Below are 24465 nucleotides of genomic sequence, written 5' to 3'. Positions count from 1 at the left end.
AAGATATCCCTTTCCTGTCGCGCAATGTCCAGTTCCCGCTCCAGTTCTTTCAGACGAGCCTCCTGTGGTGAAAGGGCGGGGATCCCCCGCCCAGTGAAGGCAGGGCGGCCGGCGGCCGTCTGGTTGTCCTGCTGGTGCTTCCATCGCACGACATAGTGAGGGGGAACGCCAAGATCGCGGGCAATCTGGGCGCAACTCTTTCCGGTCGTGCGAACCAGCCGGACGGCTTCGTGTTTGAACTCAGCGGTGAATTTCTGCTTGGGTACGGACATGGTGTCCTCCAGTGTGAATCACACTGAACTGAGCCTCCATCAAACTCTACTCACATCACCCGCATCACGAACCTTCACCATCATTCCCGCACCAGCGTTTCCGCCTCGACCAGAAGAAAAAATCAGAAACAAGCGTTCCAGACGTGGTCAGCCGTCGCGGCAGGGATGGCCTGAAATTCAGGCCACCCCTGCCCTCCCCATATCCAACCCCGAATTAAGGCAACACCACCGTCTGACGTTGAACACCTGCAACGTTCGGCAACACAACCCTTTCTGAGCATCTGCCCTCTTCTCGCTGGATGCTTATCCCGATTTTGGTGACAGTCCGTGACTCCAGTAATCAGGCCACTGAACGGAGCCAACGTTTTACTGCATGCCGTGAGCAGGCGCAATCCCATAACTTCGCCAGGCCTCCCGCAGGTCTGGATGCGGGATCAGCAGCTTGGCTTCCGGCAGCGCCATCCAAGACAACATCCACCGTGTTCCTGTCTCCAAGCTCTCGTTCAGGGCCGCTGACAACGCTGCAAAATACGGCGGTTGTCCACCCTGATCCCATTCCAGCTTATCTGCCAGGAACACCACTTGATCCAAAGCAGTGGACTGACCATGCAGCGTCGTGTGATAACGAATCGCCTGCAGGACCTCTGGAGACGTGATGCCCTGCCATTCCCGTGCCAATACGACACTCAGCTTGGCATGAAGCAGCATGGGCACGCGCCGTTCCTCCGGCTCAACAGGCAGCCCCAGCGCTTCACAGAGCGGCACCATCTGGTCGTATCGAAACACCCCCCCGATATCGTGGAGCAGCGCGGCGGTGCGGGCGGCCTGCACGTCCACGCCAAACTGGAGTGCAAGTTTCTCTGCCAAACGAGTGACTCGCGGAACATGCTCCCTCGTGATCTCGCGGCCAAAGGCGGCCAGCAGGTGATCAACGTCCCCTGCGAGGTCCTGTGCTTTGGAGAAAGCCGAGAGGAGACTCTGGATCTCATGTGGAAGATTCATCACACCATCCTTTCCAGAGGAATGATGCGCTGAACGGTGCGGATCACGCCCTGTTTTTGCATCTGAAGGTCTTCAAAGGCAGCAGAGACATCCCTCGGCACCCAGTCGGGAAGGGCCTGAAGATCCATCCACCGCAACTCCGCGATCTCCTGCGGATTCATAATTCGTGGCTCATCGTCCAGGATGTGTGCTCGAAACACATAGGCCTGAATGTCTGGCCAACCACCCCCCTGCAGGAGGTAGAGCCCCAGCACCTCCTGCAGCGCAATGCTGATCCCGGCTTCTTCGTGTGCTTCTCGGATGGCGGCCTGAAGTGGGGTTTCGCCGGGATCGACGACGCCGCCGGGAAGGCTCCAAAATCGTTGGCCATAATTCTGTTTGACCATCAAGATCTGTCCGTCGCTATTTTGGAGGAGGACGGCTGCGCATTGACGCAGGGTCATGCGGTCTGTTGACCAATCCAGCTGATCTTCAAGCTCACGTGAGTATCTTACTCAAGCTGCCGAGAGCAGAGCGCGTTCGCCAGCTCACTCACTCTTGATACTCCCTTGACTCCTGCAAGCAAGCCACTGAGTACAGCGTCCTGCTGGTCTGCCTGACGTTCTTCACGCCCAAAAGGACGGCTGACAGGCACGATGGGAGTTCGTTCACACTCCAGCAAAACAATGTTCAGCGCGCGAGAGCAGCAATCTTCTCAACCGACGAAAACCTCGTGTCGGGAATTTCCTTCTGAAAAGTCAACGGAGTACCCCTACGCCCGTTGCAAGAACGCGAGTAGGGGAGAGGCGGTGCAACTCAATGGCAGAGGTAGCCTTCCCGTTGCGCCAGCACCCGCAGGGCGTAACTCACTGCCGAGAGCAATATTGCAGTGGTTGTTCCCCCATCCAAGCCCAGATACGCCGCAGAGTGCAGCGCATGGTAGGCCGCCAGAAGAGGTTCATCCCGTCCAACCACCAATCGCTTGTACCAGCCTTGCCCCAGCGCCGGCAAATCTAAGAATCGTTCCCCTCCCAGCGCCGTAATGTCTCCCGCATGCCGATCGATTTCAACGCTAAAGGCTAACAGGGTTTCACGGGTCGGCTGCGTGTGATGTAGCGCTGGCGCAAATTCCACGGCGGCTAACACCTGCAACGTCGTCGCCATACACGTCTCAAAGGCCTGCTGATTCCGCAGCCGGGCTTGTGGAGGCTGGGGCACGGCCGTCATCCCCTTCAGCATGGCGCGGCCATGAGAGGGGGTCAAGGGATCGCAGATAACCTGAGGATGAACCTCTCCAGATGAATCATGGTATTTACTGCTCTGCCACCTGCCTAAGTCCCGCAAATGGTGAACGGCTTGATCAGGTGCTTAGAGCTCATAATATGCCGCTGACAAAGGGAAAAACCCTCCTGACATAGGATGAAGCCACGCCAGATTGGAGGTCAACGCTCAGCAGGGCCCGAACAAATGGAAGGGCTTTTGCAGCAGAACGCTCGAGTGCGGCTCGAACCAGAGCTCCCTGCTGTGCAGTCCACCGTTGCAGCGACACCAAGGCCGCCCCTGAACGCGCCCGAATCCACCACTCAGCCCGCAAGCCCAGCAATACGCCCTGCGTCTCACGGGCATCCTGAGGGCCACGCAACTCCCCTCTGAGCCAAGGGGGAGTCGTTTGCTGCTTTGGAGGCATGCTCGGGGTTTCACTCGCTTCAAAGCCTCACTTGCTGAGGTGGCACACCACATCCACCACTGAAGCAGATAATGATCGAGGCCGCACCGGCGACGACCATTCACCCATAAGGCCTACCTGAGTGCGCCTTTTAGAACCAGTATGAGGAAGGGAGACAGGGGGTCATACTGCTCGTTTCAACCCACTCAGGCCGGGAATCACCTGATCCACAGCGGGCTGGCTTCTTCGCCCGTTTCACGGAACAATTGCATCCCAGCGGGAGAGATAATCATCCACTCGGCGTCGGTATCCCCAGTATTGTCGACGCGGTGCGGGGTGTGGGCAGGCACAATCAACGTGTCGCTGGGGGACAGTTCAATGCGCTGATCGCCGCTGGTGACCGTAACCTGGCCCAAAAGCATCACCATGACTTCTTCTCGGTTTTGAACGTGGATAGGATTGAAGCCGCCAGGGGCTTGACGTTGACGGACCACCGTTACCTCAGTGGCACCGAGCCGGGGAGTCGCGAGGCTGGTACCGTAGTTACCGTTCGGGGTTGCCATGGCCTGTGTGTCTCCAGCGCGAATAGTAATCATCTGAGCCTCCTGGTCATGCCTGCTGGGGCACAACCAACACTATAGTAAGGTAACCTGTCCATTTAGACAAGGGGGATGACTAGTTTGCGAGAAGTGCCCAATACCACGACCCTAGAGCAAGCCCGCCAGCAGCACATTGGCCGCCTCCTGCACCGCGCCGCCCGCGCTTACAACGTTCTTGCTCTCGAAAAACTTCATGCCCAGGGGCACACCGTCTTAAGCCTCGCCCACACCAATCTGCTGCCCCATCTCGATACGGAGGGCACCCGCATTGTGACCCTAGCTGAGCGCGCTGGAATGACCAAACAGGCGGCAGGACAACTGGTGACCGAGCTAGAAGCCCACGGTTACGTTGAGCGCCAACCTGACCCCATGGACGGACGGGCTACCCGCGTGCAGTTCACGGCAGCAGGATGGCGGTATCTGCTGGACGCACAGGAAGCCAAACGTGCGATTGAAGACGAGTATCAAGCCGAACTGGGACAGCCTCTGTGGGAGCAGCTCAACGAGGCGCTCCACCGCCTTTTGGGCGACGCCTCTCCTTCCCGCTGATTCCTGCATCCAGTCCCCGGCCAGATGGCAGCGCCTGAATCTCAAGCTGGACACCCCTAAACTCCCCGTCTAGCAAAGGACCCGTGTGCCCGGCAGCTCAGCCCACAGCGTCTGCCCACACCCTACTGTTCAACGCGTCCCGGCCCCCGCCGCTCTCCTCGCAAGAGCGCCGGTGCGCTTCTCGGCTTGACCCCCGAGTTGTTCAGCGTGCCTTCGCCGTCAAGTCGCCGGCCGCGTGCTGCCAGCTGCCACCAGTCGCGCAGCACCCGCACGCTCTGCCTCCGCGACGGCATGTACCACGCAAAAAACCCCAGCCGCAACACCCACCCTGGCAGACCCGTGAACTGCACGCCCTTCAGTTCCGTCACTCCCCGCCCCACCCCAACGCTCGCCGCCTGGCCCAGCCCGCCGTATGAAAAGCGGCGCAATGGTCGCCCTTGGATAGACCGCGCCGCGTTGGCCCCGGCCCACATTCCGTGCTTCATCGCCCACAGCGCGTTCGTTGGGCAGACCCCACCCGACGGGCGCGCCACGACCGCCGCGTCCCCACCCGCGAACACATCATCACGGCCACTCACCCGCAAAAACTCGTCTGTGACGAGCCGGCCCTGTTCATCGCGCGGCAAGTCCAGGGTGCCCGGCAACACGTCGAACGCCACGCCCGCCGTAAACAGCGTCAGATCCGAGGCCACGACCGCCCCCGACGCGAGGCGCACCCCGTCCGCCGTGACCGCCGTAGCCCGCGGCCCAAGGTGCAGCTCGACCCCGAGCGCCCGGAGTTCCCGTTCCGCGTACTCCGCGAGGCGGGCGTAGCGGGGCCTCAACTCGTTCAGCAGCCGCTCTCCGCTGCCGATCAAGTGAACCTGAACCTCGCGGCCTCCCCGCGCCCTCCCTAACTCGGCGATCGCGGCGGCCATTTCCACCCCGGCGAAACCCCCACCGATCACTGCAACGCGCAGAGCGGGCCTCCCCAGCTGGTCTGCGCGCAGCTCCGCGTGCAGTTTCGCGCGGAAGGCGTGCAGGTCACCTGGCGTTTTAAGACACCAGCCGTGCTCTCGGACGCCCGCAAGACATTCCAGCGCGTCACGTGAGCCTGTCCCGAGCAGGAGACGGTCAAACGGAAGGACGCATTCGGTGTCATCGGGCAGGTGCACCGTGACCTTCCGGGCCACGAGGTCAGCGCTTACTACCCGCCCATGCACGAACGATGCGCGCGGCAGCAGGCCCACAAGGGAGGTCAACATATGTGCAGGGGCAACAATCCCGCCAAGCACCTCGCCTGTCCAGCCGTGAAAGGCGTGATGCTCGCCCATACTGACTACGGTCATCTGAATCTCGCCGCTCCGCACCTCACGGCCCGCCTCCCGTAACACCGCCCGGTAGGCGTCTACTCCGAAGTACCCGCCGCCAACGATGACGAGACGCTTCATGCACGCTCCAGGAGGCGCGGCCGCGGCGCACTGCCCAGGGCCCCGTCGGGCAGCAGGCGCCCGAAGGAACGGAACGGCGCGAGATGAAAGCCGAGGTGGGCGTACCGGGCAGCGAGGTCGAGCATGTGCGCCGCCTTGTGTGCGCCGGGCGCCCCGATGGAGAAATGCCCTTCATGCCCGTCCAAGGTGAGCAGCATGGTCTCGGCAAGGCAGGCGTACGCGACCTTGGAGGCGAGGCCAATGGTGCCGCGCAGCTGCATGCCGGGCACCTGAACGAGGCCGCCGTCAATGATGGTGACGTCCGGCCGGGTTCTCAGCAGGGACGCGTCTGTATTGCGGGGTTGCGTGTCGTCGAGGACAATCGCGCCGGGCCGGAGGTGCTCGTCGCGCAGCAGCGCTTCTGCGGCGCTGGTGAGGAGCACGACGAGGTCTGCGGCGCGTACGTCGTCCATGCGGGTGCTGGTGGTCACCCGCAGGCCTGGGCGGCTTACATCGGCCGCCAGAGCGTCCAGGCGGCCCTGATGCCGTGCGATGAGCATCAGGGCCGCGTCCGTGCGAGCGGCGAGGAGATGGGTGAGACAACTGCCGACGCTGCCAGTCGCGCCAACAAGAGCGATGGTGGGATGGGCAGGCAGGCTGGGCAGGAGGCGTTCAACGGCGAGGTGCGTCATGGCAGCGGTAAAGGCGTTGCCATTGGTGACGCCGATGTCGCGGCGTTCCTGCAAAACTTGGCCGCCGAGGGTGGCAGGGGCAGTGAGTGCACCGAGCCCGACGACACTCGCGCCGAGGTCACGGGCCCGGTCGACAGCCTGGTTAATCTTGCCGTGAACGTGCGCGCGTGGAAGGCGCAGCAGTTGGGAGGCACTGAGCGGCACGGTAATGAGCCACCCAGCCTGCTGGTCAGGCGCGTCGTCGTAGCGAATCCCGCCGGTGATCAGAGGTGGGAGGGGAAGGTGCTGGAGGGCACCTTGCAAAACACGGTCGGGGATGAGCCCAAAGGCGGGGTGGAGCAATTGGCGCAGATCGTCGCGTAGGGTGTCACGGGGGTGCAACAGAAAGGCAAACTTCGTTCTCATGGCATCTCCTTGAAGGCGGCGGGCGCTGCCGTGCCACATTCGTAAGGTGATGCTCTGCGCGTGACTGAGCTGTGACATGCGGGTTCGCGCAGCGTAAGAACTTCCGGTCAGAGCAGGTATGTGTTCGGCTGTGAGTGATTCCTCGCTCATCAGCGGCATCAAGCTTTACTGAGGTACACCTGAAGGCCCAACTGTTCTGAAGACTGCCCGGCCTCTGCCAAATGAAACGTAGAGTGATATACAACTCTTTACTTTGTGGATCTCGATTAATTTTTATCTCTCCATCTCGTTCCACACAGAAGCAGGACAGCAGTGAGGGACAGCTTAGTTTCAATTGCGCAGCGCTCCGAAACCGCTCCGTCTTGTGGCTGACGAGGCCTTCAGTTCATCGGTTAAAGCCCGCGGACGAAGATGTGGCAAAGCACAGCTGCTCTTCTCGCTTGCACATTGAGTTCATGCTGGTTACATGACAGCCAATGTCATGCAACGCAGGGTTCCTTCGGTTGGCAACGTGAACGCTCAGATCTCCAGCGAAGCTCTTCTGATTGTTGTTTTCTTTTATGGGTTTCTCTTTTAAAGATTGATACGAAAAACATCATCAGGCTACAGGGTTGAGGCGTCATACACGGGGTTTTTCAAGCATTTCCCCCCATTCAGAACGGTATTTCCCCCCATTCAGAACGGTATTTTCAGCTCATTTCCCCCCATTCATAACGGGGGGTTTGAGCCAGTTCCCCCCATTCAGAACGGTATGGATGCCCCATTCAGAACGGGGGTAGATCACCCATTCATAACGGCATCAACGGCTCAAACCCCCCATTGGGAACGGCATCTTTCCCTCTGTTTCCCCCATTCATAACGGCATCTCAACTTCAAACAGAGGATTCCCCTTAAACACGCGGTTTTCCGCAGCTTTCCCCCATCCATAACGGGATGCGGTGTCCAGACTTCCCCCATTCATAACGGCGTGGTGATCGTGTCCCTTTGTCGTTACACTGAACGCTCTGGGAGGAGCCGTGACAAAGCAAGCCGAGCAGGAATTGGTCCTGAGAGAAGATTTGAACGTCGGTCATCTCGGGCTGATCTCCATCCAACGCAAGATCGCTGCCGACTACGCCTCCTGGAAGGTGAGTTTCAACCGGGCGGGCATCCCCAGTGAAATTGAATGCAACGGCGCACAGAAATACGGCGTGCCTCACGGGATCGACAACGATTCGTACCTGGCTCTTCAAGAGTTGTACATTGAGCAGGGGTGTCCGGAACATGGGCTGATCGCTTTCACCATGTACCGCCTGTTGCAGATGTGTGGCCTGGACGACACCGGAGCCAACCGCCGCATGATGCGTGAGAGCCTGGAGCGCCTCAGCGCCACCCAATACTGGATCAGTGGCGCTTGGCGCAGTCATGAAGAGGACGATTGGGTCACTGTAGGCTTTCGTTTGATCGAAAAATTGGTCTTTACCCGGTCGCGGCGGGACATGGAGGGGGCTAAACTGATCTCCGTCACACTCCCCCGCGAATTGACTCGCAACATCAGAAACGGCTACTTTAAGCCGGTCAGCACAGCCCTCCTGCGCCAGCTGGGTCAACCGGCCCGGGCCGCGTACCGGGTACTTGACGCATTGCGGCATGATCCGGTTCAACATCAAGACCGCGCAGCGACGTTGCAAATCACTTTGATGGATCTGGCGCAGCGCTGCGGCATTGCCAGCGACAAACCGGACAAGATTCGCCGAACCCTAGAGCCGATTCACGAGAATTTGATCAAGGCAGAGTACCTCAGTGAGGTGAAAGTGACTGGGCGCGGCAAAAAGCAGCTGCTCAGCTACGTGTTCGGTCAAGCGGCGCCCGAGCCAGACACTGAACTGGTGGCCTTGCTGGTTGCTCTGAACGTCCCATTGGTGGCCGCGAAGAAGGCTGCAGCAGATTACCCGCAGTCTGTACAGGACGGCGCCGCGCAGGCGAGGGCCATCCTGGCACGGGGGTACAAACCGCAAAACCATGTGGGTTTTGTTCTGGATGTGGTGCGCTCTTACGGCAACGGCAAATACGCCTGGCCAGACGCTCCACCACAGATCAAGGGTGCTGGTGTTACCGGCGCCCCTCAAGCGAAGGTGAGGATTCAGGACCCTGCTCCTGAAGATCTGCCCGTGTCTGCTGGTGATCTGGCCCGAACCTTGGCGTTTTTGCTGCGTTCAGAAGGGGTGCGGCGAGAAGACCTGGCGCAGTTGCCCTTGGGAGTGCTCCAAGACATGCATGGCCGCATTCTCGGCCGTCCTCAAGACGAACGAACCGAAACGGTGGCCCACCTGAAAGCACTCTTGGCCCTGTCCTGACTCTGTGTCAGATGTTGATTCTGTGCACCGTCACGAATGGGGCGTATGAATCTCTGGGGCCCCAGAGGGCAGGCGGTCAAGCTGTGGAGCCGACTCGGCTAAGCCAGGGTGAACCACTGGGCGGAAAGACGTTCCGGAATACAAGGCCGCCATCGGCTGCGAGTACATTCCTGACAAGTTTGCACACGCGGGCCTGACCCCTCTCCCTGCAGAGCTGGTGAGGGCGCAGCGAATCTTGGAGTGCCCCGTCCACCGCCATCAGGCAGCCGACTGCCGTTCACGCTGTGGCCCCCGCCTGTGCCGCCAACCGCTTGGCCCTGCCCATCACCTGTCACCGCGTCGTCCCCAGCAAGGGCGGCAACGGCGGTTACCGCTGGGGAACCGAGCAAAAAACCAGATTGATCGCTTACGAACGTCAGCTGTGATCGAGGGCGCTGGACACCCTGACCGTCTGTTTGCAGCAAGGCCACCTCTGCCATTGAAGCGCCTCTCCTGACGTGGAGAGGTCTTCACTGCGGATGACGGTCGCCGTGATTCCTCCAGTCATCTGGCAACCACTGTGGATGACGTTCAAAAACTACGCCATTTCTTCGCGGTGAGTAATAGAGTCTTCAACTCTCAAGACGCAGGGGGCTGTGTTCTTCACTCCCACGGCCTGAGAGTCAGCGGCGCTGTGATTTTCGTTGTTTGGCTGCCCGCTCCGTCTCGCTGGAACTCAGGCCAGGCTCACTCCCAAAACCAGCCAACAGCAGGGTCAGCCAGTCCCAAACGCTCAAGCGGTCAGAGCGCTTCTCCTGATGTCCGGGCATGCGGCGCCGAAAGGCCTGCCAGATAAAGCAGCCTGCCACGATCAGCACCCACAGCAGTATCCATGCGCTTTCAAAATTCACGCCGCTCCTCAAGTTCCTGGCGCACTGGGCAGGAGGCTGATGGCGCCGCCTATGCCCTCAAATTCCAGACCGACCCCGACTTCTCCGATCCCCAGATCCATCTCGGCCCCTACAGTTGTCGACGTTTCGCCTTTCACGCCGTAGTCCACAATTTTGCCGGTGCTGTCCACCGTCAGGTACACGCCGTCTTTGGCCCCCACACCGTTGCCGGCCACCGACGTACTGGTGGATACGCCCGCTGTGACGGTGAAGATGCTGATCTGGCCTTTGGGTTTGTCGAAATCTGGAAGCTTTTCCGGACGTACGTTACCTGCGCCCAATGCTTTGATGAACCGGTCGCGAGCCGTTGGCGGAGTTTGCGAACCTGCCGACGCCTTGCGCTCCACGCTGATAAACGCGCCGATGTCCAGCCACGGAATCTCCTTGGCAACTTCTACCGAGACTTTCTCGCAGTTCATGCCGAACTGCACCAGCATGACCTTCACGGTCGCAGTGGCCACGGGCGCGCAACCGTTGGCGGTCAGTTCGGTAAAAGAGCCCATCTGGTCGTCCGGCACCGGTTTGGGCGGCGCGGTGCGGGCAATATACAGGCAGGGCTCGTTGAGGCGATCCAGATCTGAAAGGTGATTGACGAAGTATCCGGGCACGGTACCAATAAAAGCCTTGCGAATGATTCGGTGGTTCAAACGCAGCTCAGCCAACAGCCGGGGTTCAGAAGCGTAAGAGATGACGGTGGTGTAAAAGCGGTCGGTCTCCTCAACGAGTGGCCGAACGCTCTGCGCCAAAAAGGATGAGCCGCCGCGCCAGGTATTGTTCCAGGTCACCAGACTGGAACACTTCCTGAGGTTCTTGTCATACTCCGCTTTGTCACGGCAGTACCGGCCATCGCTATCGGCGTCGCAGGCCCGGTAGGCCTGGTCATACTGCACCTGGGCATTGGCAAACTCCACGTCTTTGAGGTGCCGCATGGCGTCCTGCTCATTTTTCTGATAGGTGGCCAGATCTTTTCCCAGTTGGGCGTAGAGCGCCTTGAACCGGGCCTCTCTGAACAGTTGGTATTGTCCGGTATTCAGTAAGCGGATTCGCGGCCCACTCAGGGCGTCGTTCCGCACGCTCAGCAGCAGGTCGCTGACGCCCTGACGAACCTTGGGCAATTGCTGCGCTTCATTTTTGATGTCAAGACTGGCCTGCATCGTGGCGTATTCCGCCTGCCGACGATCCAATTGAGCCTCGTCATAGGGATTGAAGATGGTCGCCCAATACGGCCATTTTCCGACCTTGCCACGAGAAAAATCCAGCACATCGCGTAAGTTGTACTCGGTGTCGCTGCCCTGAGGGCCGGAAGGAAGTGGGATGGGCAGCGTGGCAGGAGACGGAGGAGGAGAGGTGGTGGGAGGAGCCGATTTCTGCGGCACAGTATGACGGCTTTTCGAGCGCGCCACCGCTGTTTTCGCCGCCCCACACTTGCCTTGATTGCCCAGCGCTGCCGCCAGATTGCGCTGCGCTTCAACCAGCTTGGGGGCCAGCTTGACCGCCTGGGTCAACACTTGCTCAGCCTCCTTGTTGCGGTCGACCAGCATCAAGGCGTAGCCCTTGGCCGTGAGCAGTTGTGCAGTGGGCGAGTAAAAGGTGTTGCGCGGCCCGCCCTGCAGCTGTGAGGCGTCCAGCAGGGCCAGCGCTTCATTGGGCGCGCCCAGTGAGGCGGCCAGTGAACCCAAGTTGAACAGCGCGTTCGCGTCTTTGGGGATCTGTTCGAGCACCTTGAGATACGCGGCCACCGCCAGCAGCGGCTGCCCTTTGCTCACGGCCACCACCGCCGTCTTGTCTGCCTTGGTGCGGTCGGCCAATTCGGCATTGTTCACCCACGCTTTCCAGGCTTCCGGGGAGAGGTGGTCTGCAAGTGAGACGTACAGGTTGGCCAGGGCCTGCACCACGCTCATTTTCTGGTATTTCAGCAGTTTAAAGGTAGGCTGTGCCGCTTGCTCCTGCTTGACGCCCTGCTTGATGGCGTCCAACGCCGCCTTCATTTGCTTGTAGCCCTCAGACTGCGGCGGCAATTGGGCCAGCTGCTTTTCGAGCAGGGCCAGTTGCTGCTGGAGTTGTGGATTGCTGGTTGAGGGCACGTTCCCCGTCGCGGGCCGCTTGGGGAAGACCGGACAGGGCAGTTGCTCGGTGGACAGCGGCTTTTGCAAATCCATCAGGCCGCGAACAGTAGAACTGGCGTGGGCCGGAGAGGTCAGCAGACTCCAAATCAGCGCCTGGGTCAAGGCTCGGGCAGGCAGGCCCGGCACTCCCAGCTTCGCTTGCAGGCCCATCAGTGCTTGACCTCCAGAAACAACGCAGGCTTAAGGAGGTAAAAGCCTTTCACGAAGGGGCCGGTGTAACTGCTGCCCCACACATAATCCTCGTCTTCGCCGGGACGTGGGCGACGGCTGATCTGGAGGGGCCGGCCTTCATAGCTGGCGGTCACGCGGTAAGTGCCCCACATGACATTGGCCAGCAGGGCTCCTTCTGCGGCCTTGAGCGGCCGACCCTTGATCACGCGGCCTGCGCTGCCATCGGCGAGTTTGCCCACTGGAGTCAGGGTCAGTTCAATCTTGGTTTCGTCAATGTCATAGACGCCGACGGCTGAATTGACGATCACCCACCCCAGGCTGCCGTAAGGCTGCGCAGGAGTGGCGGGCTGGGGCTTGAAGGTAAAATTGCGAACGCCGCCTTGTGTGCCGGCCAGTAAGGCCGGATTGGTGGGAATCATCTCGATGTCGACGGTGTAGTCGCCGTACTTGATCTGCACCGTCGCCGTGACATTCCAGGTTCCCACTGGGCGACTGATGTCCAATTTGTATCTGCCGTTCGAGTCGGTGTACCCGATCACGTTGGTGTTGTAAAACAGCGTGTTGTCGGCAATGACTGTGGCATGTTTGACCGGCTGGCCCGCCGTATCTACGATCTGCCCGGTCACGCTGGCGGCTCTGACCACTGCGGAGGAGAGGGCGGTGAGAAGGACGAGGAAACGGAACAAGGTGGGGGTCATGGTGGCTCCTGTGGTCACGGTCTGGCCGGCGAGAAAGGGCAGAGGTGGCAGCGCGTCTTACCGACAGCAACGTTACGCACCAGGCTGTGACCCCCGTGTGACAACTCCGGCCTCAACCACTGCAGATGGATCAAGCCCACTGAGGAGCGGACGGATCAGACCGTTCAGTTGAAAACGGTGTGAATCTGAAATTTCACTGGGCTGAGAATTCTCGGCTGCCTCATTTCAGTTCTTAGCATTTGGGCCAGCAAACGTCCGACTCCGCCCAGCGAGCCGGGTGTTCTTTCTACAGAGAAAAGCTCAATTTAATAGACCGCCCACATACGGCAGAGGGTCAAGGTGAAGGCAGCCTCACTGTTTGGGCAATTCGCAGCCGCCCATACGGCGCTGAGAAGGGTTTGTACGAACCGGATTCCAATCCCGCCATGGCCTCAGGCACAGGCGGCATGACCAATTCAGGGGAGATCCAAGGCAGGGACATCACCATGGAACTTGGCCTTCATCATTGAAAAAACCGCCGTTGGGGCCGTCGTTGCCAATGGTGGCGAGCTTGATCGGCATGACTGCGCTGTCTGCAGGCGTGAGATCCCCAGCGTGCCCGGTCATGTCTGTCCGGGTGTATCCGGGCGCGACCGCATTCACCTTGAGGGCCGTGCCGCGGAGTTCATGTGCCAGCTGAACTGTAAAGACGTTGAGGGCTGTCTTTGACGTGCTGTAGGCGAGCATCTTGAATGAAGCGAGTTCCCACTCCGGGTCGCTGTTGTGGGTCAGGGATGCCAGCGGACTGGAGACATTGACGATCCGCCCCTGCGCCGCTCGGCGCAGCAGTGGCAGCAAGGCCCTGGTGAGGTTGAGGGCACCGTAGAAATTGGTCTCCATCACGCGCCGGATCACGTCATCCGGGACGTCGCTGACGAGGCCGTCCCGTGGATCGGTCATGCCCGCGTTATTGACCAGGATGTCCAGACGATTGAAGTCCTCGTGGACGCGGCGTGCCGCTTCACGGATGCTGTCCACCTTGGTCACGTCAAGGACTTGCAACGAGACATCAAGCCCTTCGCGTTGTAAAAGACGGACGGCGTCCGTACCGCGAGCGACGTCGCGTGCGCCGAGCAGCACCTGATGCCCTTGCTGAGCGAGTCCGCGCGCGATTTCGAAACCGATACCTTTGTTGGCGCCCGTCACGAGGGCAACTTGAGGTTGAGAGGGGTTCGTCATGGGGTCTCCAGAGTGCAGCAACGGCGGAAAAGCCGGAGCCGGGGTGGCCTGATAGGAACAGGACGTGGGGGACAGACCGGTGACGGTGGCCGTCACGCGCGGATCCGTTACCGGGAGAAGAGTTGAAGGACGCTTTGTACGGCGAGGCGTGGACTGCTAAGGATCGGCACGGGGGAACTGGCCCGTGCGGCGGCTCCGGCCATGCTGGCCTGCGCGAGCACCACCACCTCCACTTGGTCATTGACCTGGTCTACATGCCGGGCAATCGTGTCGAGGTAGGCGTCCGAGTGACCCTCCAGGAAGGCCGCCCAAGCCCTCAGTACCACGGAGGAGGTGATCTGGACGTCCTTTCCAGCACGGGCGCCCTCGTCATGCAGCAGCGACATCGTGGCGGGGAGGGTCTCGGGTAACGCTGCAACGACGTGGATCCGGCTGGCGCGCTCGACTGCGTGCCGCGCCATCGCCCGGTCGACCCGCACGACCCGTGCGCCCGGCGTGCTCTCCGCGTACGCGCCAATCGTCGAACATGTGCACAACACCACTGAAGCGCCCCGGGCCAATCTCGTGACTGCGTCCTGGACCTTCAGGGCGACAACATTTGGATGGTTGGCTTGCTCGACAGCCAGATCGAGCAGCTGCGGTTGGGTGGCGTGCTTCAGGGTCAGGTGCGGCGCAAGTTCCGTGAACAGCGCGGTGAACGTCGGCTCGTGAACGGGGGAGGTATGCAGCAGCGCGACGTCCCGCCGCTCGCTCACGTTTCCGGACGGCCCCCACTGTTCACCGGACACTTGGGTTCTCCGGGCGTGCGCTGAACGCGTAAGTTCGGGCCCTGCGGTCGTTCAACATGATCTGGTCGGCTTGCACGCCGTCGGCAATCTCAAAGTAAAACCGGATACGGGCATTCTCTCCTGGACGCAGCGTCCCCGTGGCGCTTTCGTCTTTTGTGGCTTTGAGCATCACTTTGTTGTAGGCCACGGTGTCGCCGTCCGTGTCTCTCAGTGTGGCGTCGAAGTTTCCCCAGTAGTAGTTGATGGGACGCTTGAGCGGGTTCTTGAGCGTAAAAACGGCGGTGAAAAATGTGTATCCCGCTTTGGGGCTCTTGTTCTGGATCAGGTCGCCCGTTGTCTCCAGGGTGTCCAGCCGGACGTCGTATTCCCCCAGGGGAACGAAGGTTCCGGGTGTCACGGGAACCGTCTCGAGCGCTGTCGCGCCGCTCAGGTCGGTAGGATCCGCGAAGGGGGCCGTGAGGCCTTTGACTGAGCCGTTCAGAGCGTACCGAAGGACGCCCGAGTCGGTGCTCCGCTGAACGATGAGTTTGGGGATGGAACCGGCCGCCGGAACCACGAGTACCGTCGTGACGTCGACCTTCTGTGCGGGCTTCAAGGTCACTCGGAGTGCCTCGGTGGTGCCTGAGCGCGCGATAGCTGAAGCGCCCTCGTAATTCCGATCCTGCGCGTCCACTGCCGTGAACTTCACGTCCCCCCAGTAATACCCGACCTCCCGCGCCTGTGGGTTCTGGATGGTAAACCGCAGGATCAAGAGCTTTTCATTTGCTTTTGGCAACCAGACATTGCTCCCGATTTCAAGTCGGCCCACGCTGTACTCAGCGGAGGTCAAGGTGAAGTTCAGCGGGGACGTCTTGCCAATCGTGAACGTCTGACCGACGCTGGCATTCTGTCCACTCAGTTGCGTGGTGCCCTGAACCGTGGGCGTTGCTGTGGGATTGGCGCTCGTAGCGTTGCCCGTCACGTTGAGTAGACCGGCAAGCGTGAGCAAGCCGAGAACGGATAAATGCTTCATGTGAACTCCTCTGTTGGACACCGCTTCTTAGGAACGGCGCAGGGTACCCGGCCTGATCAAGTCAGGTCGGAACGAATCTGCTGATGTGCTGCACCCACTCAGCGGCCGCGTCCTGGCCAGGCATCTGTTCAATCTCGCGACAAATCTTCCAGGCGCGCCTGCGCATTGCCGTGTCCTCTAGGGCTTGCCGTACGGCCGCCCTCACGCCATCTGCGCTGAGGTGGAGGTGGTCGAGGGTGATGCCCACGCCAGCAGCATTCAGAGCCGCGGCATTCATGGGCTGATCTGCCGTGAGAGGCACGAGAACCTGGGGCACGCCGAAGGTCAGTCCAGAGATGACCGTGTTGTATCCCGCGTGGCTGACGAGGACATCACACGAAGACAGCACGGCCGGTAACGGAACATACGGCTCGACGCGGATATGGGCGGGCAGCGATCCGAACGAAGCCGGATCAACATTGCGGCCACAGGTCGCGACGACGTTGTACGGCTCTCCCGCAAGTGCTTGCACCAGCCGCTGGAGTAAACCGTCTGCACGGTGGAAGACTGTTCCCAGAGTCACGAGCACGGTGCGGTCGTGCGGCATCTGGTGCCACCAGTCTGGCCGCGCGTCCACCCCGGCGGGTTCGGTACTGTCAAAGACTGGTGGACGGGCGGCGAAGACCTGGTCAAGCGCTGGAACTGGGGCGATGCTGGGGGGGAGGAAGTGCAGGTACCCCTGCCCGAGGAGCTGCGTCAACCCGGGATCCTCGGGCAGTCCGAACGATCTGCGGAGCTCGTCGAGCGGCCGTTGAATGCGTGTACTCAGGTAGTCTGGAGAAAAGAACACACCAATCCCGGCAGTGACATGCGGAATGCCGAGGTGTTGCGCGGCGACGTATCCGCCGAACTCGTACGGCTCACGGACAATCAAGTCGGGCTTCCACACTTGTGCGTGGTGAACGATGTCACGCGCCATGACGCCTGAGGTGACCGAGGCAAATACATGATCGAAGATGTACTGCTGAATCTCTACAAGTGACATTGTGTTCATTTCGGGAAACGCGGCGCCAGCTTCGGATTCCAACCAATTGGAGCCGAGTTCGAGCACATCAAATCCGTTGCGGGCGACGACGGAAGCGAAGGCGGCGGAGGTCGCAAACTTGACGTCGTGACCAAGGAATTGAAGTTGCCGGGCAAGCGGCGCGAGCGGATGGTAATGGCCATACGCGGGCTGAATGGGAAACAAGATCTTCACAGTGGACTCCTGCGCTGGCGACCTTGCCTTGGGTGACGACCGACCCGGCCGAACGTTCCCGTCGGAGTTCACGAGCTCGGCCAGTCTCCTGTGTGCGGTGTGACGGTGCTGTGACCCTCTGTGTGGACAAGCGCGCTGCCCATGACCTGACAGCGGGATAGAAACGTTCAGGGAACGACAAGGGCAACCGTTGTTCACGCAACTTCCCCTCGCTCAATCAAATTTCCACTTGTCAGTATTTCGTCATCAGAGCAGAGGGAAAGAAGTGCTTCTAGGGAGCGGCACGTTTCAAGATGGTGCGCTTGCTCCCGTCAGCACTCAGTTGACGATTTCGAGTTTGAAGGCCAGGCTGGCTTTGCGCCCCGCAGGCACGCTTACCTGGCGGTTCAGGACGACCTGCCCGTTCTGTGGAGCCTGTCCATCCACTGAGACGTTACGTCCATCCAGTTGCTCGCGAACATTGACCCGCGTGGCCGTCGTTTTTGTACTGACAAAGTTGTATGTCACCTGATAAGTGCTGCTCACCACCTGGCCTTTGGCATCTTTCTCCAATGCGGTGCGCTTGACGGTTTTCTCGTACCGAAGTTCGGAATCAGCTCCCAAATTCAGATCAACTGACTTGCCTGCCTGGACGGCTGGGAGCAGGACGCTGCCCACCAGTAAGCCGCTTTCACGCACGTCGACCAGCCCCGTGGGGAGGGACTGTGAAGACGTGAACTTGTACTGGCGGCTGGCCTGTCCGGAGCGGTTCTGGGCGTCAAAGTACGACTCGACATTGGCGTAGCGGATGAAATCTCTGACCTGCGGCGTTAAAAACGGCAGTGTACGGCTTTCGCCCCGGCCCACAGTGAGGCCGCCAGGCAGCGCGTAGCGTTGCAGTCCCTGAACCTCGCCCAAACTACGAATTTGATTGGGCGCGCCAGCAGTAGGAGCCACCATGACCGTTCCGCCCCCCACATTTCCATTCTCTGGTGGCACGTTGCTGGCGGGGATTGGCATCATCAGCTCAGGGGACGGCTGGTACTGCTGCTGCACGCTCCCGCCAAAGAGATCCACCCTCCCTGCGGTAAACACTTGATCACTTATGTTGGTGATGTGTGCCAGCGCCGCCAGATTTGCTGCCGCACCATTCAGGTTCAGTTCATACCGCGGTGTCCAGAACAGTGCCTGTGTGCGGTACAGCAAGGTGGAGTTGTTCGCTGGATTCACGCTGCTCAACCGCAGAGTCACGCTACCTTGAACTGGGGGTTTCTCGCTAAAAGCCAAATCACTGCGCTGGGCGTTGACATATTCGCCCGTGCTCAACTGGAGCAGCAGATCGTCGGCCCGCTCCAGGACAGCCTGGACGGCGGGCTGACCGGCCTGAACCCACGTTACCCTTTTGCCTTCTTGAGTGCGTAGCCAGTCGAGTTCCGTAGGTTGCCAAGAAATGACTGCCGGAGTCTGGCCGCTGACCGAAAAGCTATTGGGCTGAATCCAGCGCCACTGGGCAGAGGGAATGGTGATGGTTTGGCTGGCAGGCTGCTGCACTTCCGTAAAAGCTGGATAGATACGCAGGTCAGTTGCGGCAGCAGTGGAAGGAGCAAAGAGGAGCAGGAGGGCTAAAGATGTCCGGTGCATGCTTTACCTCAGGAGAAATGAACGGGTTGTAGGGTGGCAGATCAGTCGAACCGCTTTGTGCCCCAGGCGACTTCAAGAGTGAAGCAATTATCAGACTGGATACTGGGCGCCCAAAGCAGCCAAGAGATGATGATCCATGCACCAACGCATAAGGAAAAACAAAATGGACCGCCTTTGGGGCAATCAAAATTGAGTTGGCCCAGAAGGTGGGTTGAGCCTTGCAAGCCTATGACGCTGACAGGCTCTTCCTAATCCCCTCCGAGGATTTTTCTCAACGAATTTGACTGGGTAGATTTGGAACTGGGCAGAGCGGAAGTCCGAACCGTCCCCAAAAGTGATTAAAGATCACTCAACATCCTGTATGACTGCCCCCTTCCTTTAGGTGCGGAAGGGGGCAGTCATAACAGCCTAAAATTCTGCGAATACAATTCTGCAACTCCACGTGAAGCCTGGAGAACACCAAGCTATCGAGACCTGAATTATTTCAGAGCATTAAAGGCGGATGTTGGAGGGCGACTTCTTTTTGTCAGAAGTTACTTCAGTCAGCAATAATGCCGATGCAACCAGCATTGCTGGGACTGCAAATATTGACCGGCTTGGCCAGCGCAGCTGTGGAGAGGCCCAAGAGAACCGAAGCAAAAGCCAGACGAAGAGCTAATTTCATAATAACCTCCTGAAAACCTTTCTGGTTTTCGAACGGTAATGTGTCATCTCAGGTGTGACCCTGGTGTGACACAGTGGCAGGTCTGTTCGGAAGATCTCCTCAAGTGGAGCCGACGTCAGCTGGAGCTGCCCCGCTGTTGCGGCTCTTCCGCATTCCCGATACCGTTGGCTTACTGAGATGCTTCTGACGAATCGGACCTTCCATAGACAAAGCTTTCCCTGTTGGCCCTTCATGGATACAACGGTGCGAGTCAACCAGCGGGATTCCTCTCAATGCTACTCGCGCCAGATGGCCCAGTGTTCATCCAACTCATCCATCTGTCCTTTGGTGCGCCCGCCCTGACGCAGCAGAGCCATCACCTGTCCCCGGTGATGGCTGTCATGCACGATGGTGTGCTGCAGAAAGTGGGCAGGGCTGGAGAGGTAGGCGGCTTCACGAGAGGAATTGACGAAGGGCTCCCCAGAAGCCAGATGAGCTTGCACCGCCTGAACGGCGGCTCTATCGCCCGCCACGAGAGCGTCTGTCAGCTCACCTGGTGGACTGTCCTGCCAGCGCCACTGGGAGTCGCCTTCGGCATCTTGCTGGGTGTGGTCAAACAGTGGGTGTGCGTATTCGCGGGCAATGTTCCACAGCCAGCCCGACCGGAACCTTGCCATGTGCCGCAGGTGACGCTCGACAGTCCAGCCGCCGAGACCATCACTGAGAACAAAGTCTCCCGGTGCCAGGGCTTCGAAGAGAACTTCATTCACGCGAGCATTGCGGTGAAAAGACTCCAGTAAAAAATCGATTTGAGACATTGGCCTTCCTTATAGTGTGGTGATTGAAAGCAGAGTTTTGGTGCACACCATCGAGATTCAGGTGAATGGTTCAAGCTGCCCATCTGGAGACGCATCAGAAAGCGCTCAGTCCCCGAGCCTGGTAGGTCAAGTCGGCGAGGCTGCAACCCGGTGAGCGATCCTTGAAGCCCCTGACGTCGCCGACCGAAACCAGTCGAGACTTGCTGACTTGGTGACGCACGAGTTCGAGAGCCAAGTAGGGGTCACTTGACGAAATATGTGCAGAATCAATTTGACCCCAAGGCAAGCTCATAGCATTCTTGACCTCACTTGGGAAAGGAAAATCTCTACCAAGATTGAATCCAACTTCTGGTTCTTCGCCATCGCGTTGAGGGTGTCGGTCACTGCCTGAGGCTGCCACGCCTGCTTGTAAGGGCGGGCCGTTGAGAGAGCGTCAAAAACATCAACGACTCCCAGAATTCGACCACACAGCGAAGTGGATATTCCACGTAGGCCGGAAGGGTAGCCTGAACCGTCCCAGCGCTCATGATGATGGGCCACCGCCAAAATGATGTCCGGCGGTACTTGAAGCTGCTGGAGCTGTAAGACGCCTAGTGCGACGTGAGACTCCACCTGTGTGCGCTCTGCAGTTGACAGCCGTTTCGGAAGACACAGTAGTTCAACAGGGAGAGCGAGTTTACCGACATCATGGAGGAGTCCGCTTAAGGCGGCCGACAGTTGAGCGTCTTCATCCAGTCCATAGGCCTGAGCCAACAAAAAAGCATATCGTGCCACGCGCCCAGAATGTCCCCACAACTGAAGATCGACCTGCTGCATCTGCATCATGATTTGAGCAGCAGCCTCCGTCCAATTCAGGCCAGGTAAATACCCTTTTTCTTGCTGCGTACCGTGAGACGCTGAAGGGAAATAGGGAATGACAGCTGAAGCCATGGCTGAACCTATTCATTGAGCTGTGATTAAGACGTGACATTGGGGCACTGGCTCACCATTATTTGTCCTACAGTGGTTGATGTCGGCAGTCTGAGGCTAGAAGAGACGTGATGGAGGCAAACTCCCGAATCCTACCGGAGAAGCTGCGAAAAGAGCTTTCCCTGCGTACTGTGCCTGTACTCCGTTCTTGGAGTTGCCATTTTCAGCGGCGCAGGGTCGATCCGAGGAGCTCAGTCCACCATCTGTTCTGCCTTTTGGAGGAATTGTTTTCTGTGATCTTGGGAAGACAGGGCTTGCTCAGAGCAGAAGAAAGGGGATTGACCTTCAGCAGAGGAGATCTCAGAGCATATGTCCCCGATGAGCCTGCCAGACTTTATCGACCAGAGCATTTGTCCTAACGCGTTTTCCCACTGCAGGCTGCAACAATACTGCGGCCGTGTGGCCGCTGTTGCAGGAACAGCGGCCACACGGCTCGAACCCGACGGCAGTAGGGTTAGGGGAGGCGGAAACCCTGCCGAGTAGCGGTCAAGAGTGGGTTGCGGTCACCGTTTTGCGGTGCAGGTACGCCCGCAATGTCCGGGATGTAGGTTTGGCTCACTGTCCAGACGATGGTGCCGCCCAGTCCTTGATCAAAGACATAGTTGCCTTTGGCGGTGATGCTCTGTGCGTCCTCATACGACACGAAATCACAGTCCTGCAGATTGAAGGGCTGCTCTGTTGAATAACCGTTGTTGAGGTGACGCTGACGGTTTTGTGCGTCCCGGCCCAGGGGCAAAGAAGTGAGATAGGGGGCTTTGGCCAGGTCGTCCCAACGGCGCAGATCATTCAGCGTGCGCTGCACTTCCGGATGCTGTCCGTAAAACGAGACGATGCGCCAGTAAGCCATTTCACCGTCACCGTTGCCCGGCCAGATTCCTGAAGGCGTTTCACGGGGCGCGTAGTTCTGACGCTGGCACTCGCCATAAAATCCGATGCCAATCCCTACCTTGTTGGCAGGAATCGCCAAGCCCAGATCCTTGTAAACGCCGTTCTGCCCGAGGTAGGCCTTGACGGTATGGTTGACCGAGGTGGGGGTGGCTGGATTGGCTTCATCGTCGTACAGGGCACTGGAATGCCACGTGACCCAGCCGGGGTTGGGGCCGCCCATGTTGTAGCTCATCATATTGATCTGGTCGAACAGGTGGGCCTGATGCGGCACCCAAGGATCCAAGTCTGGGGTGTTCTTGTTGACCCAGTTGCCTGCAAAGGTCAGCAGCAGGTCGGGGCGGCGGGCGCGCAATTCCTCCGCCAACCGGGTCAAGCCGTCCATGTCCATGGCCGGGCCGGGCGACTCGTAATCCAGATCAATGCCGTCAAAGCCGTGCTTGTCCACGAAGGCCAGCAGGCTGCTGACCGTGTCTTGCAGGCGGGCCGGACGCAGGGCCAGCGTGAGCCCCCAGTACTGGTAACCTCCTGATCCGCCGACCATCATCACGGCCTTTTTGCCTGCAGCATGGGCCCGGCTCACCGCCTCGGTCATCACGCTGGCGTCCGCATATTTGTTGTCAAACACGCCTTTGTACACCCAGTTGCTCTCTGCCTCGTTGCCTTCATTCCCATCCCGCGGCTCGGCCCACGGCATGACTGCCCCAACGAACAGGTGGGTCAAACCCTGGAATCCAATTTTGTCTGAGCTCTGAAAGTTGGCTTCGTAGAGCGGATAATAGCCGCTGACCCATTTGTTGGGGTTGCGCCCCACAGTCACCACGGCCGCGCGCCGCACACTGTGGGATCCGTCAGAGACCCGGACTCGCGGCACGAAGCGGGTGAAGGGGCCAGTGGCGGTAAAAGTCTGAACGACTGTTTTGACTGAGCTGCAATCGCCCAGACTGGTTTCGTAGATGTCGTCACCATTTGCATCCAGCTCACAGTTCAGAGGGTCATTATCAGCGTCATGGGCCTGGACGGCCAGCCGGATGGCGACACTGCTGTTCAAACTGCCGGAGAGGGGCCGATTGTTTTGGGGATCCAGCAGTTCCAGGGACAGGCTGGGGGCAACGCCGTTGCCAGATGGTGTGAAAGGAATCTGAATGGTCTGGGTGTCGGCGGCTGCAGTGAACTGAACCGGCGTCCCAGTTTGGGGGCCGCCGGCCGTGTAGACGCTCGGCGTGACTGTGAAGGCGCGGGTTTGATTCAGGCCCAGGGCGGCGCTCCAGCCGCCCTGCCCGTCTGGAACCAACTCGGTCAGGTATTCCGGTTTGAGGGCCAGAGGATTGAGGGCCAAGTCCCGGATCTTCGCCGTGACCCGAGTGCTGGTGTTGGGCACGCCGGTGACTTTCAGCGTCACGTTGGTCACGTCTTCAGCAGAGGTCACCATCACATTGCCGGTGGTGGCGTCGATCACATTGACGTGTAGCGGGACGGAAGAGGTGCTGACACCTGCCGTGGTGAAGACCGTGGCCGTCACGTCAACCCCGCCGCTGGGAGCAGTGGCAAACGTATGGCTGACCTGCCCCGTGTGGCTCCGGCCTGAGACATTCACGCTCTGGGTTTGGCCATCACCCCAGTCCAGGTCGATGCGCGCCAGATCAGCGTCCCCTGCGGGAACGTTCAAGGTCAGGGAGTAGGGCGTCCCCCGTTGAACCGAAGCTGCCCCCGTGAGCAGTGGGACGGCTGGCGCAGGCGATCCGACAGCCGTCAAGACCACCTGCGCGAGATTGGCTGCATTGTCCTCGTTCACAGGCACCGTCACTTGTCCCCGGTGCGTGACCGGACCACCGGGAGTGGCGCGGCCTTCGACCACCACCAGGCGGTTGGCCCCCGTATCGATACCCTGAAGAACACCCGTGGCCGTCGTTCCTGTTTTGAGCAGCCCCACGTATTTTCCGCCTACGACGGCCTTCAACTGCTGCACGGTGTTGGGAACTTCACTCACCTCGACCCGCAGGTCGCTGGTCAAGCGGCTCAGCTTCAAGTTCAGGGTGTCGCCAGCAAAAGTGTGACTGGCGACCTCACCTTTGTAGAGGGCGACGCGGGGGGCCACCTCACGGTCAAAGGCACGGGCGGCAACGGCATAGGGTGAGGAAACCAAGTTATCGAAGGCAAAGGACACCGCCCCCGACGGGTCTACCGTGCCGCTGCGGGAGAGGGTGGAAGCTCCAGTCAGATCAAGCGTGACAAATGAGCCAGGGGCCAAGGACAGGAGCTGCACTTTGTTGTCCTTGACCTCCGTAGATGGTGAAGTTCCGCAGGCGGCAAGCCCCAAGGCAAGACTGATCATGACAGACATTCGGCGCATAGCTCTCCATGAAAAATCCCGGATACACCGGGCAGAAACAAAGGCGATCCTCTCAACCGGAGCCAGAGGGAAAGGAGGGCATTCAACCA

At 59.6% G+C, this 24465-nt stretch carries 21 protein-coding genes and 1 pseudogene; 3 read left to right on the top strand and 19 right to left on the bottom strand.

All coding sequences use genetic code 11. The annotated features are described in order from the left end of the window. The 5 genes from F561_RS0117850 to F561_RS27990 form a co-directional block, all read right to left on the bottom strand. On the bottom strand, nt 1–272 hold a 272-nt coding region (locus F561_RS0117850), incomplete at its 3' end, for a transposase (protein ID WP_019011328.1). A gap of 366 nt (nt 273–638) precedes the next feature. Beyond that, nucleotides 639–1274, bottom strand: a complete 636-nt coding sequence (yqeK, locus tag F561_RS25895; RefSeq protein ID WP_019011327.1) for a bis(5'-nucleosyl)-tetraphosphatase (symmetrical) YqeK — start codon at nt 1272–1274, stop codon at nt 639–641. Next, a complete protein-coding gene (locus F561_RS0117840; RefSeq protein WP_019011326.1) occupies nt 1274–1717 on the bottom strand; it encodes an NUDIX hydrolase in 444 nt (147 codons plus the stop codon). Before F561_RS0117840 ends, yqeK begins: the two co-directional genes overlap by 1 nt. Before the next feature lie 352 nt (nt 1718–2069). Beyond that, nucleotides 2070–2480, bottom strand: coding sequence for a hypothetical protein (locus tag F561_RS0117835; protein ID WP_157451982.1), 411 nt, complete (start codon nt 2478–2480; stop codon nt 2070–2072). A gap of 657 nt (nt 2481–3137) precedes the next feature. After that, complete coding sequence (locus F561_RS27990) at nt 3138–3515, bottom strand: cupin domain-containing protein (protein WP_083922527.1); 378 nt, start codon at nt 3513–3515, stop codon at nt 3138–3140. A 75-nt stretch (nt 3516–3590) separates the two neighbouring features. On the opposite strand from F561_RS27990, the gene F561_RS0117825 reads away from it, so the two are divergent. After that, nucleotides 3591–4067 carry a MarR family winged helix-turn-helix transcriptional regulator gene (locus tag F561_RS0117825; RefSeq protein WP_040381120.1) on the top strand — a complete coding sequence of 159 codons (477 nt, stop codon included), beginning with the start codon at nt 3591–3593 and terminating at the stop codon, nt 4065–4067. 122 nt (nt 4068–4189) lie between these two features. On the opposite strand, the gene F561_RS0117820 is transcribed toward F561_RS0117825, so the two are convergent. Together F561_RS0117820 and F561_RS25885 are read right to left on the bottom strand one after the other, a co-directional pair. Next, on the bottom strand, nt 4190–5497 hold the full coding sequence (locus F561_RS0117820) for an NAD(P)/FAD-dependent oxidoreductase (protein ID WP_019011322.1): 1308 nt from the start codon (nt 5495–5497) through the stop codon (nt 4190–4192). Then, nucleotides 5494–6723, bottom strand: a complete 1230-nt coding sequence (locus tag F561_RS25885) for a semialdehyde dehydrogenase (protein WP_211214833.1) — start codon at nt 6721–6723, stop codon at nt 5494–5496. Before F561_RS25885 ends, F561_RS0117820 begins: the two co-directional genes overlap by 4 nt. Nucleotides 6724–7589: 866 nt before the next feature. On the opposite strand from F561_RS25885, the gene F561_RS0117805 reads away from it, so the two are divergent. Further along, the gene (locus F561_RS0117805) at nt 7590–8909 is read left to right on the top strand and encodes a replication initiator protein A (RefSeq protein ID WP_019011319.1); all 1320 of its coding nucleotides are present in this window, start codon (nt 7590–7592) and stop codon (nt 8907–8909) included. A 233-nt stretch (nt 8910–9142) separates the two neighbouring features. Further along, nucleotides 9143–9334, top strand: a pseudogene (locus F561_RS27985) (methylated-DNA--[protein]-cysteine S-methyltransferase); the annotation flags it as partial. Nucleotides 9335–9571: 237 nt separating this feature from the next. Here the strand turns inward: F561_RS27985 and F561_RS0117795 are convergent. The 12 genes from F561_RS0117795 to F561_RS0117745 form a co-directional block, all read right to left on the bottom strand. Continuing rightward, the gene (locus F561_RS0117795) at nt 9572–9799 is read right to left on the bottom strand and encodes a hypothetical protein (RefSeq protein WP_019011317.1); all 228 of its coding nucleotides are present in this window, start codon (nt 9797–9799) and stop codon (nt 9572–9574) included. A gap of 8 nt (nt 9800–9807) precedes the next feature. Next, nucleotides 9808–12114 (bottom strand): tetratricopeptide repeat protein, encoded by a 2307-nt coding sequence (locus F561_RS0117790; protein WP_019011316.1) that lies wholly within the window; start codon nt 12112–12114, stop codon nt 9808–9810. Next, entirely contained in the window at nt 12114–12833 is a 720-nt protein-coding gene (locus tag F561_RS0117785) for a carboxypeptidase-like regulatory domain-containing protein (protein WP_019011315.1), read from the bottom strand. Before F561_RS0117785 ends, F561_RS0117790 begins: the two co-directional genes overlap by 1 nt. Before the next feature lie 480 nt (nt 12834–13313). Continuing rightward, nucleotides 13314–14051 carry an SDR family oxidoreductase gene (locus tag F561_RS0117780; RefSeq protein ID WP_019011314.1) on the bottom strand — a complete coding sequence of 246 codons (738 nt, stop codon included), beginning with the start codon at nt 14049–14051 and terminating at the stop codon, nt 13314–13316. 107 nt (nt 14052–14158) lie between these two features. Next, nucleotides 14159–14839 carry an aspartate/glutamate racemase family protein gene (locus F561_RS0117775; RefSeq protein WP_019011313.1) on the bottom strand — a complete coding sequence of 227 codons (681 nt, stop codon included), beginning with the start codon at nt 14837–14839 and terminating at the stop codon, nt 14159–14161. Continuing rightward, entirely contained in the window at nt 14829–15851 is a 1023-nt protein-coding gene (locus F561_RS0117770; RefSeq protein WP_019011312.1) for a DUF4352 domain-containing protein, read from the bottom strand. Before F561_RS0117770 ends, F561_RS0117775 begins: the two co-directional genes overlap by 11 nt. A gap of 61 nt (nt 15852–15912) precedes the next feature. Then, entirely contained in the window at nt 15913–17088 is a 1176-nt protein-coding gene (locus F561_RS0117765) for a glycosyltransferase (protein WP_019011311.1), read from the bottom strand. Between the two features lie 318 nt (nt 17089–17406). Continuing rightward, complete coding sequence (locus F561_RS0117760; RefSeq protein ID WP_019011310.1) at nt 17407–18708, bottom strand: hypothetical protein; 1302 nt, start codon at nt 18706–18708, stop codon at nt 17407–17409. 538 nt (nt 18709–19246) lie between these two features. Beyond that, nucleotides 19247–19372 (bottom strand): hypothetical protein, encoded by a 126-nt coding sequence (locus F561_RS30360; RefSeq protein WP_281166602.1) that lies wholly within the window; start codon nt 19370–19372, stop codon nt 19247–19249. A gap of 275 nt (nt 19373–19647) precedes the next feature. Next, nucleotides 19648–20169 carry a DinB family protein gene (locus F561_RS0117755; RefSeq protein ID WP_019011309.1) on the bottom strand — a complete coding sequence of 174 codons (522 nt, stop codon included), beginning with the start codon at nt 20167–20169 and terminating at the stop codon, nt 19648–19650. Nucleotides 20170–20457: 288 nt separating this feature from the next. Beyond that, nucleotides 20458–21099, bottom strand: a complete 642-nt coding sequence (locus F561_RS25875) for an HD-GYP domain-containing protein (protein WP_019011308.1) — start codon at nt 21097–21099, stop codon at nt 20458–20460. A gap of 493 nt (nt 21100–21592) precedes the next feature. After that, nucleotides 21593–24358, bottom strand: coding sequence for a glycoside hydrolase family 18 protein (locus F561_RS0117745; RefSeq protein WP_169389538.1), 2766 nt, complete (start codon nt 24356–24358; stop codon nt 21593–21595). Nucleotides 24359–24465: the final 107 nt, after the last annotated feature.

Origin of the sequence: Deinococcus aquatilis DSM 23025 (assembly GCF_000378445.1) — a bacterium.
In the GTDB taxonomy this organism is placed as follows: domain Bacteria; phylum Deinococcota; class Deinococci; order Deinococcales; family Deinococcaceae; genus Deinococcus; species Deinococcus aquatilis.
This window is presented reverse-complemented; position numbering and strand designations above follow the sequence as displayed.